This is a genomic window from Bradyrhizobium sp. 14AA, from assembly GCF_054185205.1.
The window spans coordinates 88322-102660 of the sequence record NZ_JAVAYM010000016.1 but is presented as its reverse complement, the minus strand read 5'-3'; the positions used below and the strand labels follow the sequence as shown (position 1 = coordinate 102660).

14 protein-coding genes and 2 pseudogenes are annotated in these 14339 nt (G+C 64.7%); 6 read left to right on the top strand and 10 right to left on the bottom strand.

Annotated elements, in window-relative coordinates:
- The first annotated feature begins 84 nt into the window (after window positions 1-84).
- The 4 genes and pseudogenes from RAD15_RS26450 to aroQ all read left to right on the top strand — a co-directional run bounded on the left by RAD15_RS26450 (window position 85) and on the right by aroQ (window position 3346).
- Complete coding sequence (locus RAD15_RS26450; protein ID WP_458181136.1) at window positions 85-1050, top strand: TRAP transporter substrate-binding protein; 966 nt, start codon at window positions 85-87, stop codon at window positions 1048-1050.
- 27 nt (window positions 1051-1077) lie between these two features.
- A pseudogene (locus tag RAD15_RS26445) lies at window positions 1078-1625 on the top strand (TRAP transporter small permease).
- Window positions 1622-2895: pseudogene (locus tag RAD15_RS26440) on the top strand (TRAP transporter large permease). Before RAD15_RS26445 ends, RAD15_RS26440 begins: the two co-directional pseudogenes overlap by 4 nt.
- 19 nt (window positions 2896-2914) lie before the next feature.
- The gene (aroQ, locus tag RAD15_RS26435; protein WP_458181135.1) at window positions 2915-3346 is read left to right on the top strand and encodes a type II 3-dehydroquinate dehydratase; all 432 of its coding nucleotides are present in this window, start codon (window positions 2915-2917) and stop codon (window positions 3344-3346) included.
- A 185-nt stretch (window positions 3347-3531) separates the two neighbouring features.
- Here the strand turns inward: aroQ and RAD15_RS26430 are convergent, their stop codons facing one another.
- From RAD15_RS26430 to RAD15_RS26415, 4 genes are all read right to left on the bottom strand, one after another.
- Window positions 3532-4593 carry an MBL fold metallo-hydrolase gene (locus RAD15_RS26430; protein ID WP_458181134.1) on the bottom strand — a complete coding sequence of 354 codons (1062 nt, stop codon included), beginning with the start codon at window positions 4591-4593 and terminating at the stop codon, window positions 3532-3534.
- Window positions 4594-4811: 218 nt separating this feature from the next.
- Window positions 4812-6965 carry a methyl-accepting chemotaxis protein gene (locus tag RAD15_RS26425; protein WP_458181133.1) on the bottom strand — a complete coding sequence of 718 codons (2154 nt, stop codon included), beginning with the start codon at window positions 6963-6965 and terminating at the stop codon, window positions 4812-4814.
- A 165-nt stretch (window positions 6966-7130) separates the two neighbouring features.
- Window positions 7131-7856, bottom strand: a complete 726-nt coding sequence (locus tag RAD15_RS26420; RefSeq protein WP_458181131.1) for an outer membrane protein — start codon at window positions 7854-7856, stop codon at window positions 7131-7133.
- Window positions 7857-8080: 224 nt separating this feature from the next.
- Window positions 8081-8401, bottom strand: coding sequence for a hypothetical protein (locus RAD15_RS26415; RefSeq protein ID WP_458181130.1), 321 nt, complete (start codon window positions 8399-8401; stop codon window positions 8081-8083).
- A gap of 121 nt (window positions 8402-8522) precedes the next feature.
- On the opposite strand from RAD15_RS26415, the gene RAD15_RS26410 reads away from it, so the two are divergent.
- The gene (locus tag RAD15_RS26410; protein ID WP_458181129.1) at window positions 8523-8864 is read left to right on the top strand and encodes a hypothetical protein; all 342 of its coding nucleotides are present in this window, start codon (window positions 8523-8525) and stop codon (window positions 8862-8864) included.
- 123 nt (window positions 8865-8987) lie between these two features.
- Window positions 8988-9272, top strand: a complete 285-nt coding sequence (locus RAD15_RS26405; protein ID WP_458181128.1) for a hypothetical protein — start codon at window positions 8988-8990, stop codon at window positions 9270-9272.
- A gap of 31 nt (window positions 9273-9303) precedes the next feature.
- Here RAD15_RS26405 and RAD15_RS26400 read toward each other — a convergent pair whose 3' ends face one another.
- The 6 genes from RAD15_RS26400 to RAD15_RS26375 form a co-directional block, all read right to left on the bottom strand.
- On the bottom strand, window positions 9304-10239 hold the full coding sequence (locus RAD15_RS26400; protein ID WP_458181127.1) for an AEC family transporter: 936 nt from the start codon (window positions 10237-10239) through the stop codon (window positions 9304-9306).
- A 97-nt stretch (window positions 10240-10336) separates the two neighbouring features.
- Complete coding sequence (locus tag RAD15_RS26395) at window positions 10337-10546, bottom strand: hypothetical protein (RefSeq protein ID WP_458181125.1); 210 nt, start codon at window positions 10544-10546, stop codon at window positions 10337-10339.
- Window positions 10543-10716 carry a hypothetical protein gene (locus RAD15_RS26390; protein WP_458181124.1) on the bottom strand — a complete coding sequence of 58 codons (174 nt, stop codon included), beginning with the start codon at window positions 10714-10716 and terminating at the stop codon, window positions 10543-10545. The genes RAD15_RS26395 and RAD15_RS26390 overlap by 4 nt, the downstream gene beginning before the upstream one ends.
- 167 nt (window positions 10717-10883) lie before the next feature.
- On the bottom strand, window positions 10884-12503 hold the full coding sequence (locus RAD15_RS26385; protein WP_458181233.1) for an ABC transporter ATP-binding protein: 1620 nt from the start codon (window positions 12501-12503) through the stop codon (window positions 10884-10886).
- A 3-nt stretch (window positions 12504-12506) separates the two neighbouring features.
- Window positions 12507-13346, bottom strand: a complete 840-nt coding sequence (locus RAD15_RS26380) for an ABC transporter permease (RefSeq protein ID WP_458181122.1) — start codon at window positions 13344-13346, stop codon at window positions 12507-12509.
- Complete coding sequence (locus tag RAD15_RS26375) at window positions 13343-14314, bottom strand: ABC transporter permease (RefSeq protein ID WP_458181120.1); 972 nt, start codon at window positions 14312-14314, stop codon at window positions 13343-13345. Before RAD15_RS26375 ends, RAD15_RS26380 begins: the two co-directional genes overlap by 4 nt.
- Between the last annotated feature and the right edge of the window lie 25 nt (window positions 14315-14339).

Here is a 14339-nt window from a genome sequence, read left to right as displayed (position 1 = left end):
ACGAGATCATCAGGGGGGCGCGATGCGTGTTCGGTTCAAGGTCTGGCTAGGTTTGCGGCGATCGGCGCGGTCGCGTTGGGTGCTATGGGGCCGGCCTCGGCCCAGGCCATCCAGGAGCGCACCATCCGTTGGGGGCGCCTCAACAACACCGACCATCCCGTCAGCAAAGGCGTGCAGAAATTCGTCGAGATCGTCGCGGCCAAGAGCGGCGGCAAGATCAGGGTGCGCGAATATCCAGCCAATCAGCTTGACAGCGAGATGCAGCAGCAGTCGGCGCTGCGCGCAGGCACCCAGGAGATGCAGTCGCCGGCGACGACGTCGCTGGTCGGCATCGTCAAGGATTTCGGCCTGATCGATTTCCCGTTCATCGTCTCGACGCCGCAGCAGGCGGACGCGCTGCTCGACGGTCCGCTCGGTGCGGCGCTGCTGGCCAAGCTGCCTGAGAAAGGTCTCGTCGGCCTCGCCTATTGGGATCTCGGCTTCCGCAACGTCACCAACAGTCGGCGTCCCATCACCAGGGGTGAGGACCTCGATGGCATCAAGATCCGCGTGATCCCCAACCCGGTGTATCTGGAGACCTTCAAGGCCTTCAACGCCAATCCGGTGCCGATGAGCTTCTCCGAGCTCTACAGCGCGCTGGAGACCCGCACCGTCGACGGCCAGGAGAATCCGTTCTCGGTGATCCTGTCGAACAAGTTCTACGAGGTGCAGAAATATCTCAGCGTTACCAACCACACCTATTCGACCAACATCATCCTGATCTCCAGGAAATTCTGGGACGGGCTCTCGCCCGATGAGCAGAAGATTTTGCAGGATGCCGCGATCGAGGCGCGTGACTATCAGCGCAAGGTCAGCCGCGAGCAAGCCACGGCGGCGATCGACGAGCTCAAGGTCAAGGGCATGGAGATCAACGCGATCGTGCTGGCCGAACTCGATCGCATGCGCGCGAAGACGAAGCCGATCGCGGAAAAGTTCTCCGCCGATTACGACCCTGCGATCGTCAAGCTGTTCAACAGCGAGCTCGGTCGCGTTCACGCGCTGAAGCCCTGAGCCAGCGCGCCGGAGCGGCCAGAGATCATGAAAACGATCGTCGATGCCTATTTCCGGCTGCTGCGCGCAGTCATCGCGGTGCTGCTCGCCGCCATGGTGGTGCTGGTGTTCGGCAATGTCGTGCTGCGCTACGGCTTCAACTCCGGCGTCGCCCTCTCGGAAGAGCTGTCGCGCTGGCTGTTCGTCTGGATGGTATTTTTGGGTGCGATCATCGGCATGAAGGAGCACGCCCATCTCGGCGTCGACAGTCTCGTCAAGGTCTGCCGCCGCTCGGTCGCAAGGTCTGCTACGGCCTCAGCCACGCGCTGATGCTGTACGCTTCAGTGCTGCTGACGGAAGGATCGTGGAAGCAGACGGTGCTGAACTGGGACACGGTGGCGCCGGCCTCGGGGCTCTCGGTCGGCCTGTTCTATGCCGCCGGCATCGTGTTCGGCGCCTCCTCCTGCGTGATCATCGTGTACGAGCTTTACCGGCTCGTGACTGGGCAGATCGCCGATGCCGACCTCATCGCCATCAGCGAATCTGAGGAGCTCTTGCATTCTCCTGACGCCGCGAGCGGAAAGCAGCAAGCATGACCGTCGCCGTCTTCACCTTCTCGCTGCTCGGCGCCATGGCGATCGGCATGCCGATCGCATTCGCGTTGATCATCTGCGGCATCGCGCTGATGACGTATCTGGCGATGTTCGATTCCCAGATCATCGCGCAGAACGTCATCAACGGCGTCGATTCCTTTCCGTTGATGGCGGTGCCGTTCTTCATCCTCGCCGGTGAAGTCATGAACACCGGCGGTCTTGCCCGGCGCATCCTCAACTTCGCCATCGCGCTGGTCGGTCATTTCCGCGGCGAGCTCGGCTATGTCGCGATCCTCACCTCCTGCATCCTGGCCTCGTTGTCGGGATCGGCGGTCGCGGACGCTGCGGCGCTCGGTGCGCTGCTGGTGCCGATGATGGCTGCGGCCGGTCACAACCGCGCCAGTGCCGCCGGCCTCGTCGCGGCCGGCGGGATCATCGCTCCCGTGATCCCGCCGTCGATCGGCTTCGTCATCTTCGGCGTCGCCGCGAATGTCTCGATCTCAAAGCTGTTCCTGGCCGGCATCGTGCCTGGCCGGCTGCTCGGCGTCGGCCTGTGCTTTGCCTGGTGGTGGGTGGTGCGCAAGGAGAACCCGGCGCGCCTGCCGCGCAAGAGCATCGCCGAGATCTGGCGCGCGCTGATCGACGGCTTCTGGGGCCTGATGCTGCCGATGATCATCATCTTCGGCCTGCGCTTCGGCATCTTCACGCCGACGGAAGCGGCCGTCGTCGTCGCGGTCTATTCGCTGGTCGTGGCGATGGGCGTCTATCGCGAGCTCAGGCCGGCGCAACTGCCGGCGCTGCTGGTCTCGACCGCGCAGACCACGGCGGTCGTGATGTTCCTGGTCGCCGCCGCGCTGGTGTCGTCCTGGCTGATCACGGTCGCCGAGATCTCCGACCAGATCGTGGCGCTGGTCGAGCCGTTCGCCGGCAACCAGACGCTTCTCACCATCGTCCTGATGTGGTGATCGTCGGCACCGCGCTCGACATGACGCCGACGATCTTGATCCTGACGCCGATCCTGATGCCGATCGTGAAGCAGGCCGGCATCGACCCCGTCTATTTCGGCGTGCTCTTCATCATCAACAATGCGATCGGTCTGATCACGCCGCCGGTCGGCGTCGTGCTCAACGTCGTCGCCGGCGTCTCGCGCGTCTCGATGGATGATCTGATCCGCGGCGTCTGGCCCTTCATGATCGCGCAGCTTGTCGTGCTAGCCTTGCTGACGCTGTTTCCCGTTCTCGTCACCGGCCCGGCAAGGTGGTTCGGCGGCTAACTCTTAAAAGGACCTGTCCATGAAGCGCGTGATGATCCTCAACGGTCCCAACCTCAATATGCTCGGCATCCGCGAGCCGCACATCTACGGCACGACCACGCTCGCACAGATCAATGCGAGCTGCGAGGAGGTGGCCGCGAAGCTCGGGCTCAAGCTGGCCTTCCACCAGTCCAACCATGAAGGCGTGCTGGTCGATCTGATCCAGTCGGCGCGGCAGGATGCCGATGCCATCATCATCAATCCAGCCGGCTTCTCCTTCACCTCGGTCGCGATCATGGATGCGATCAAGACGTTCGAGGGCCCGGTGCTGGAAGTCCACATCTCCAACATCCACGCCCGCGACGAATATCACCGGCACTCCAAGATCTCGTTCGTGGCAACGGGCGTGATCTGCGGGTTGGGGCCGTTCGGCTATATCGCGGCCCTGCACGCGATCGCGAATATGAAGTGAGGCGTCTCCACAAACTCGTCATGCCCGGGCTTGTCCCGCCTGCGCGGCCGAAGCCGCTTCGGCGAGGCGAAGGCCCGGGCGTCCACGAATTTGCTTCCATGTGAAAGAACGTGGATGGCCGGGACATAGGCGAGCGAAAGCGACGCCGTCCTTCGGACGGCTATGCCCGGCCATGACGGCACCGCTCACGTCGTCCTGAACTGCAGCACGCCGTCCTTCGTCTCGGCCGTCAGCCGGCCCTCGACGATCATGTAGTTGACGTGGGCGACGAGTTCACCGGCGGCGAAACCCATCTGGTGCTCGTCCAGCACGTGCTTGTTGAACACCACGGGCACCAGCGCGCGCGAGGTCTGCGGCTCTTCGCGGCACGCCTCCGCGATCAGGCGGCAGCGTTCCTCGTGGTGATCGGCGAGCTGCTTGATGCGGGTCTTGAGCCCGTAGAACGGCACGCCGTGGCCGGGCAGCACCAGCAGATCATAGGGCAGGGTGGTGGTGAGGCTTGCGAGCGAGGCGAGATATTCGCCGAGCGAATTCTGGTCGGGCTCGACCGCCCACACGCTGACGTTCGGCGAGATCCTGCTCAGCACCTGGTCGGCGGAGAGGAACAGCTTGTCGTCGGCGCAATACAGCATCACCTGGTCGAGCGCGTGCCCGCCGCCGGTGATCACCTTGAAGCGGCGCGGGCCGATCACGATCTCGTCGCCATGGGAGATGCGGCGGTAGGAGGGCGGCAGCACCGACACCTGCTTGAGATAATCCTGGCCGCGGCCGAGCAGCTTTTCAGTCAGCGACTCGTCCATGCCGTGGCGGCGGAAGAACAGCCGCTGCGCGTTGCGACGCTCCTCGGTGCCGCGGTTCTGGTGATAGACCGATTGCAGATACTCGACCTGCGACATCACCAGCGGGCAATTGAACCGCTCGACGATCCATCCCGCGAGGCCGACATGATCGGGGTGGGAGTGCGTGACGATCAGGCGCGTGATGTTGACGCCCTTCAGCGGTCCGTCGAACAGTTTCGTCCAGGCCTCGATCGTCTCCTCGTCGCCGAAGCCGGCATCGACCATGGCATAGCCGTCGCCGTCGGCGAGCAGATAGATGTTCACGTGGTTGAGGCGGAACGGCAGTTTCAGCCGCGCCCACAACACGCCGGGCCTGATCTCCACGACCTCTTCGGGGCCGGGATGTTGTTCCCAGGGGTAGCGCAGGGCCTCGGCCGAGGACTGCACGGTGTCGGTTTTTGCGTTCATGGATTATCGGTACCCGCACATAGGGCGGGACGCCAGCCGAAAAAGGACCGTCCGTGGTCTCCGCATGGCGGTCATACCGGGCGGTGTTTTTCCGTGCGCCGGTTGAAAGCCTGAAAAAAGCGCCGTCATTCCGGGGCGCGCGTGAGCGCGAACCCGGAATCCAGAGATCGTTGCGGGAGATTCCGGGTCCGCCTCTTCGAGGCGCCCCGGAATGACAGTCAGGCCGCCCGCATGTTGTTGAGGAACGCGTCGATCTCCCCGCGCAGCATGTCGGCTTCGCGGCGGAGCGCGTCGGAGGCGCCCAGCACTTCGTTCGCCGCCGCACCGGCTTCGGCCGAGGCGGTGGAGACGCCGACGATGTTGCTGGAGACCTCGCTGGTGCCGCCGGCCGCATGCTGGATGTTGCGGGCGATTTCGCGGGTGGCCGCGCCCTGTTCCTCGACCGCGGCTGCGATCGTGGTGGTGACGTCGTTGATCTCGCCGATGATCCGGCCGATGCCCTGGATGGCGCCGACCGCGGAGGTCGTGACTTGCTGCATGCTGGCGATCTGGGTGCGGATCTCCTCCGTCGCCTTGGCGGTCTGGCTCGCCAGGCTCTTCACCTCGGACGCGACCACCGCGAAGCCGCGGCCGGCCTCGCCCGCGCGCGCCGCCTCGATGGTGGCGTTGAGCGCCAGCAGATTGGTCTGCGAGGCGATGGTCTGGATCAGATCGACCACGACGCTGATGCGGCTCGCGCTGTCGGCGAGGCTCTGCACCGTGGTGTCGGTGGCGCCGGCTTCATCCACCGCCTTTCTGGCGATCGCGGCCGAGGTGACCACCTGCTTGCTGATCTCCTCGATCGAGGACGAGAGCTGCTCGGTGCCGGACGACACGGTCTGCACGTTGACCGACGTTTCCTCCGCGGCTGAGGCGACCGCGTTCACCAGCGCGTTGGACTGGTCGGCGGTGGTCGACATGCTCTGTGCGGTCGATTGCATCGAATTGGCCGATTGCGCCAGATTGTCCAGCGCGGAGCGCACCGTGCCTTCGAATTCGGCGATCTTCGCCTCCATGCGCGCGGCACGCTCGGCCTTGGCGATACGGTCCTTGTCCTGTTCGCCGGCGAGCGCCCGGGCTTCGATCATGCTGTCGCGAAACACGGTCAGCGTGTCGGTCATCGCGCCGATCTCGTCATTGTGCTTTGCGCGTGCGATATCGGTGTCGAGATCGCCGGCCGAGAGCAGCTGCATGGCGCGCTGGAGCCCGGTGATCCGGCGCAGGATGTTGCGGCCGACAGAGAGCCAGACGAACAGCGCCGAGCCGAACAGCATCAGTGCGCCGAGCGCCAGCATCACAGTCGTCGCCAGCGAAATCTCCTGCCGCGCCTGCAAGGTCGATCCGTTGGTCTCCTTCTGCACGCCGTCGACGAGCTGCTGCACGCTGATGCCGAGACCGACATTGAGCTTGCGGGTCTCGTCCAGGATGGTCTGGCCGTAGTCGACGGCGTCGAGCTCCTTCTCACGCAGATTGAACACGCCGGTCTTGCCGGTGCCGAGCGCAAGCAGCTTTTCCGCCGTCTCGCGCAGCATCTTGTTGCCCTGAGTGTCCGGCAACAGATCGAGGTTGGATCGCAGGCGGCCCTGTGCCGTCTTGAATTCCTTCTGGATGTCGTCGAGCTTGTCGCTCGTGTTCGCCGACAGCGCCGCACTCATGTCGGCGGCTGCGAGATTGCCGCTCGCGACGACGTTGCCGAGCTGACCGACGGTCTGCGCGGCATCGGTGGCATCTGCGGCGGACAGGTCGGCCGAGCCGAGAATGGCGTTGACCCGGGTCTGCGCGTCCAGCATCGCCGGGCTGGCCGCGCCGACGAAGGCGCCCTGCGCGTTGCGAAGCGCGTCATATTGCTTGTCATGGAGGGCGGCGATATCCAGCCGTTCGCGGGCGGCCTTGGCCAGGCTCTGGGCCGCCTCGTTGATGCTCTTCATCGTCTCGCTGAGTCCGGACACGACGGCCTTGTCGCCGCCGAGCTCGATGATCTCGTTGAGTTTCTGCTGTGTCTGCTCCTGCAATTCCCTGAGCTTCTTGGTGCGCTCGTTCAGGGCGTCCTCGCTTTGAGCCGCAAGCAGGGCCGGTCCCTGCGCCGCGAGGCTCGCGCTCAGGGCCGACAATTGCAGGCTTGCGGCAAGGCGCGGAATGTCCCGTCCGCTCAGCTCGGTCATGCGTCCGCCGAGATTCTGCAGCGCCAGGCCGGCGCCGGCCGAGATCACGAGGCCCATGCCCGCGATCACTCCGAAGGCCGCAAACAGGCTGCCGCGCACGCCCCATGTCGGCATTTTGAAGCGAGGCTTGAATCGACCAAGCAAACGGCCAACGCCCAGACGGATCGCCATCGAAAATTCCCCCACACTCTTGCTTATCTTTTGTGGCCGGCAGTATCGGCGGCGCCGGTTAAAAAATCGCAATTGGCGCAAATGGTTGGCGACGTTCCGCACAGCGAAAAAAGAAGGGCCGGCAACAAGGCCGGCCCTTCATCGCGATAAGGTTTTGATAACCGCTTAGTAGCGCGCCACCGCCGGGCTTGCCCAGTTGAAGCGGTAGTTGACGCCCGCCTTGACGGTGTGGTCGTCGGTGGTGAAGTTTCCGGTGCCCGCCAGCGGGCCCGCGGTGAAGTGCGCGTCGCCGAAATTGTAGTACTGGTACTCGGCCTTGGCCGACCAGTTCGGGGCAAACATGTATTCGAGGCCGGCGCCGATCGTGTAGCCGTTGCGGTGATCGCCATCGATGATGAAGCCGGTCGGCACGCCGGCGACCGTCACCCTCTCGTTGTTGTCCGAATAGGCGTAGCCGCCCTTCACGTAGACGAGGCCCGGACCCCAGGTGTAGCCGACGCGGCCGGTGATCGAGCCGAGGCCACGCTGGTCGTTGGTGTAGGCGACGTTGCCTGGGAACACCGCGCCGACGCTGCCGGAGAGCCAGGAATACTGGCCTTCGAGGCCGACCACGAAGTTCGGGTTGAGCTGCCAGTCCGCGCCGACCTGCACGCCGCCGAGGAAACGGCCATTGCCGTTGTTGCCGGTGGAGAGGCCGTTGAAATTGTTGTCGCTGGAGAAGGCGCCGCCGACATGGCCGCCGATATAGAAACCGGTCCAGTTGTAGATCGGCGCGGCATAGGCCGGCGCGGGCGACTTGTAATAGTTGCGGTTGCCGAGATCGGCGCCGACGGCCGGCGCAGCCGCGCCCGCCACGAGCAGCGCCACGGTCGCAAACAGAATCTTCTTCATAGTCCAAACTCCAACACTAAAGGTCCCCGGCAGGCGCGCTTTCCGCGCCGTCGTTGGTTTTGCAGATAGCTCGCTTTTGACGAAAATGCTGTCACATCCGTGGCACAGCGGCAGCCGACCTAACTTATTGGCTTGCAAATGATTTTCGTGCTTAATGTCGGCTTAAGAAATGCTGAAGGAAGGCTTAATTTCGTGCGCCCCGGGTAACGCGCGCGCGTCTTTCGTTAACCAAGACGTCGCCGTGCCTCGTCCCGCATCTGTTCACGGAATGCGGCGCGCTTTGCCGGCCGGTCTTCCTCGCGCACGTCGTGACGATCGAAGATGTCGAACTTCTCCAGGATCGGATAGCGCTCGCTCGCCATCGCGAGCACGCGCAGCACCTTGGTCGCGGGCGGCGTCGGGCCGCTCACCTCCCAGCGCCGGATGGTGTCGGCGCCGCCCTTCTCCGGCAATCCGCAGAGCTTTGCCATGTCGGCCGCAGTGAGCTTGCGCCCGAGGGCATCGGAGAGGTCGGTTCGGAGCTGCTTCAGTTCGGGGCCGGTCATGTCGCCTCAATGCGCGAAGTCGATGAGGTCAATGCACTAGCGCTGATTCGGGTCCATCCGAAGGAGGGCATGATCGTGATAGTGTTTCCACGCCGGTCGAACGTCAGCGAGGGGAAATCGCATGCCCGTGTTCAAGCTGCCCTTGTCGGGGGACGTCGTCCAGTCCATCTATCCGTCGTTCTTCAGCCCAACCGGCGGCCAGTTCGGCCTCGTCAACATCACGGTCGGCCAATCCTCGGCACCTGACGTCGAGAAGGACGTGCTGTCGGATGTCGGCAGCTACGGCAAGCAGATCGGGCAGCTCGCCGATGCGCTGCTGGTCGTGATCGAGCATCTCGAAAGCCGTCCCGATTGCGCGCTCGGTGAAGACAAGGCGATCACCGCCTTCAAGGAACTGACGCATTCGGTCGCGACCGTGAAGGAGCGGCATGCCCGCCATGCCCGCCGGCCGAAGCGGTGGTAATTTGCGGCGTTGCCGTGCTCCGGCACATTCGCCTGCGCACGGAGTTATGATCGGGTGCCTATGGACATCGCCCGATGAATGAACAGATGGCACGAGGGGCCCCTAGCGACGGAGGGATCAGCCATGACAAGCATCAAACTCGCCATTGCCACACTCATCACAGCCGGGCTGCTTGCCGCACCCTTCGCGGCCGAAGCGAAGAAGGTGCGCTCGAGCAGACATTACAGCACGGGTGTGGTGGCCCCGACCTATGGGGGCGCCGGATCGGCGGCGGTGCAGCCGAGGGCGTCTTACGGCTCGTCCGGGCAGACGGTCGGCACGGTCACTGCGCCGTCGATCGGAACTTACAATTGGCCGTCGGTCGGCGTGACCAACTCGGTCCCGACCTGGAGCAACACCACAAGATAGAACAGGTCTGCAAGGCGCCGACCGAGGCCGGTCAGCGCGTGCCCGTCGCGAGGCCGGAGAGCAGATAGAGCGCGACCAGCAAGGTCGCGACCGAGAGCATCGTCGTGATCGACACCGTGGCCGCGACCAGCTTCTCCTCGACCTTGTGTTCGTGCGCGAGGACATACACGGTTTTTGCCGTCGGCACGGCCGCGCAGATGACGGCGGCTACCGTGTAGAGCGGGGTGAGGCCGAGAACCGCGCAGAGGCCGTAGACGATCAGCGGCATGACCACCAGCTTCACCGCCGCGAGCGCAAACGATGCCCTGAGGTTCGATCGCAGGCCTTCGACCGACAGCCCGAGCCCGATGGCAAACAGCGCGCACGGCGTGAGCGCGGCGGCGATCATGTTCAGATAGGCGGCGACCGGCGCCGGGATCGGCAAGCCCGTGATCGCCCAGACGAGACCGACGAGGGTCGACAGCACCATCGGATTGAGCAGGATCTGCTTCGCCAGTGCCGCGGAAGACACAGTTCCTCGCGCGTCCTTTTCCAGCAGGATGACGGTGATCGGAAACATCACGGCGGCGACGAACACCGTCGCCACCGCGGCGGGCAGCACGGCCGGCTGGCCATAGATCGCGTGCAGGATCGGCAGCGCCACGAACCCGGTATTGGTCATCGCCGCCGCCATGCCGTGAATCGTGCTGCTGGCGAGATCGTGCTTGCCGCTCGCGCGGAGCGGCAGGAACACCAGCACGAAACAGATCAGGGATCCGCCGCCGAATGCGAGCAGAAAACGCCACTCCAGCAGATTGCGCGCCGATTCCTGCGCGATGGTGACGATCAGCAGCGCCGGCATCGCGACGTTGTAGGCGAAATGTACCAGGGCATCGGCAAGCGAGCGGGAGAGATAGCCGAGCTCCCCGGCCAACCAGCCGGTGACGATGATCGCGAACACGGGAAGAACGAGGCTGGCGACCTCCATCCGGCTTCCCCCTTTGCCAGGCAGCGACATGCCATCCTAGCCCGGAGATGCACCGTCGTCACGGCTCAACCGATTGCGCCGATCCGTCAGGCCGACCTCAAGCGCCCCTGCCGCCCGGCTGGCCGACCACGCAGCGCCATCCCGCCAGGCGCTCGGCCGGATGCTGGCTCATCCATGCGGCGAGCTGCGGCGCGCCCATCAGGCAGGACTGCATCGACACGTCGGCGAAGTCCGACGTGGTGACGGTCTGCTCATGGCAATTCCCTGGAGAAGACAGGCTGCAGAGCACGGCAATGATCTTGATCACGAAAGGTTGCCTCCGTCGCCGATGACGGCGCGACCGATCGTTGCGTTGTCCTGCCGCGCCCCGGCCGGATCTGCCGGCGGGAAGATGCTGTCGTAGATCGCGCGCGCCTCCTCGATGAGACGAATGCGCTCGCGCTCGGATTTCGAGACAAACTGAATAACCTGGCCCATGTCGGCTCCAATGGATCGCAACATCCATCATCAGATGATGGAAATCATTCAATGGCGATGTGGGGAGCAGCCTTGAGCTTTGCAGTGGTGCAGGCGGTCACGAGGGATAAAAAGCCCGTGACTGCTGTGTTCCCAAAGCGGAACGGGATACCGAAGCGAAGCCCGCCTCACGCCGCGGGCGCGCGTTCCTTCCGCCCCGGCACTGCCGCAAGCAGCTCGCGCGTATAGGCGTGCTCGGGCGCGGCGAACAGTTGCGCGGTCGGCTTCAGCTCGACGATGGCGCCGCGTTGCATCACCGCGATGCGGTCGCAGATTTGCGCGGCGACGCGCAGGTCGTGAGTGATGAACAACATCGACAGGCCGAGCCGCGTCTTGAGGTCTTCGAGCAGTCGCAACACCTGCGCCTGCACGGAGACATCGAGCGCGGAGACCGCCTCGTCCGCGACGATGATTTCCGGTTCGAGCGCCAGCGCACGCGCAATGCCGATGCGTTGGCGCTGGCCGCCCGAGAATTCATGCGGGTAGCGGTCGAGCGCGCCGGCGTCTAAGCCCACCATCTTGAGGAGATCGCGGGCGCGGTCGAATGCCACGTTCGGCTCAGTGCCGGCCGCGATGGGGCCGTCGGCGATGATGTGACCGACCTTGCGACGCGGATTCAGCGAGGCGAACGGATCCTGAAAGATCATCTGGATGCGATGGCGCTCCGCGCGCAGCGCCTTGCCCGAGAGCGAGGTCAGATCGGTCTCACCGATCCGCACCGTGCCGCGGTCGGCTTCGATCAGCCGCATCACGAGCCGCGCCACTGATGATTTGCCGGAGCCGGACTCGCCGACGAGACCCAGCGTCTCGCCCTTGAGGATGCTGAAATTGACCTCGCGCGCGGCATCGACGCGGCGGTCCTCGCGAAACCAGCCGCCTGATGTGACGTAGGTCTTGTCCAGCCCGATCACTTCGACGGCCCTCGCCTGATCATCGAGGGGGTTGCGTGCCGGCGGGTCCATCGACGGCACGGCGGCCAGCAGCGCCTTGGTGTAGTCGTGATGTGGGTCGCTGAAGACGGTTGCGGCGGGGCCTTCCTCGGCGACCTTGCCGTGGCGGAGCACCACGACCTGGTCGGCGATATCTGCGACGACGCCAAAGTCGTGGGTGATGAACATCACCGCCATGTTGCGGTTGCGCTGGAGATTGCGGATCAGCTTGAGGATCTGCGCCTGCGTGGTGACGTCGAGCGCGGTGGTCGGCTCGTCCGCGACCAGCACGGCCGGTTCGAGTGCGAGCGCCATTGCGATCATGGCGCGCTGGCGCTGGCCGCCGGAGAGCTGGTGCGGATAGGCGCGCACGATGCGCTCGGGGTCGGGCAGGCCGACCTCGCGCGCCAGCGCCAGCGCCCTTGCGCGCCGTTCCTTCGGTGAGAGCAGGCCGTGGGCCTCGAACATCTCCGCCATCTGGTCGCCGATCCGCATCAACGGATTGAGCGCGGTCATCGGCTCCTGGAAGATCATCGCGAACCGGCGGCCGCGCAGGTCGCGCCAGCCGTCGTCGTCGAGCTTGAGCAGGTCGCGGCCTTCGAACTGGATCTCGCCGGAGGTGACGGAGACCGTATCAGGCAACAGGCCCATCAGCGCATGCGCGCACATCGACTTGCCGGAGCCGGATTCGCCGACGACGCAGACGATCTTGCCGGGTCGCAGGTCCAGCGAGACACCGTCGACGGCGAAGGGCCGTTCGGCGCCCTTGGGCAGCGCGATCCGAAGATTCTTGATGGAGACGGCGGGCGGTGCGGTCATCATCTAGCGTCCCTCCCGCGACAAGCGCGGATTGAGCGCGTCGTTGAGGCCTTCGCCGATCAGGTTGAGGCCGAGCACCGAGATCAGGATGGCGACGCCGGGAAACACGGTGATCCACCAGGCCTGGCGGATCACGGTGCGGCCGGCGCCGACCATGTAGCCCCAGGAAATCAGATTGGGATCGCCGAGGCCGAGGAACGACAGCGAGGATTCCAGCAGGATCGCGGTCGCCACCATCAGCGAGGCCAGCACGATCACCGGCGACAGCGCATTGGGCAGGATCTCGCGCAGGATGATCCAGCTGTTGCTCTGGCCCGTGACGACGGCGGCCTGGACATATTCGCGCGTGCGCAGCGACAGCACCTCGCCACGGACGAGGCGCGCGACTGGCGGCCAGCTCACCAGTGCGATCGAGGCCACGATCGAATAGATCGACGGCTGGAGGATCGCGACCAGTACGATCGCGAGGGCGAAGCTCGGAATGGTCTGGAAGAACTCGGTGAAGCGCATCAGCGCGTCGTCGACCTTGCCGCCGAAATAGCCGGCCATGGCGCCAATGGGAACGCCGACGACCAGTGCGACCAGCGTGGAGACAAGGCCGACCAGCAGCGACACGCGTGCGCCAAAGATCATGCCGGCGAACACGTCGCGGCCGAGCGCGTCGGTGCCGAGCGGCACGGTCGAGAGCGTGAAGGGCGGCAGGAACGGCCGCTGCACCATGCGCCAGGGCGAGTTCGGGAACAGCATGGGGCCGAACACCGCAACCGAGATCGCGAGCAGCAGGATGATGAGCCCGATGACGCCGCTCGGGCTCTTCAGCATCGACTTCCAGAACTGTTTCATGAGGCGAATTCGATGCGTGGGTCGACCAGGCGGTAGACGAGGTCGGTGATGAGGTTGAAGATCAGGACCATGATCGAGCAGGTCACGAAGACGCCGAGCAGCAGATTGTAGTCGCGCTGGAGCAGCGCGTCGTACATCAAGCGCCCGATGCCGGGCCACGCGAACACGGTCTCGGTGATGACGGCGCCGCCGATCAGCGTGCCGGCATGCACGCCGGCGAGCGTGACGACGGGCAGCAGCGCGTTGCGCAGCACATGGCGGCGCTGGATCACGGCGTTGCTGAGACCCTTGGCCCGCGCGGTCTTGACGAAGTCGAGTCGCTTCACCTCCAGCATCGAGGCGCGCGTCATGCGGGTGTAGGTCGCCATGAAGAACAGTCCGAGCGTCATCGCCGGCATGATCAGGTGTTTTGCGACGTCGATCGCGTGGGCAAAGCCGGTGAGGTTGGCGCCGACTGTCTCGTAGCCGAAGCTCGGCAGCCAATCGACCGTGACCGAGAACAACAGGATGCCCATCAAGGCCACCCAGAAGATCGGCATGGCGTAGAAGATCAGCGCGAAGACGGTGATGGCCGTGTCGAGGAAGGTTCCGGCAAAGCGCGCGGCAAACGTGCCGAAGAGAACGCCGAGCATGAGCGAGATCGCAAATGCGGTGAGCGTGAGCAGCAATGTCGCCGGCAGCCGTTCAAGGATCAGCTTCGACACCGGCGCCTGCTGACGGAAGGAGAAGCCGAGATCCAGCGTCACGACGCCCTTGACGTAGATGAAGAGCTGCTCGGGCAACGGCTTGTCGAGGCCGAACTTCTCCCTGAGCTGCTGGACGAAGATCTGGTCACTGGCGCCGGCCTCGCCCGCCATCACGACAGCGGGGTCGCCAGGCGCAAGCCGGATCAGGAAGAAATTGAGGACGACAATCGCGAGCAGGACGATCACGCCCTTCACGACACGCTGAGCGACGAAGGAGAGCATTTTAGAGATAGGTTAGAGGGGCGCC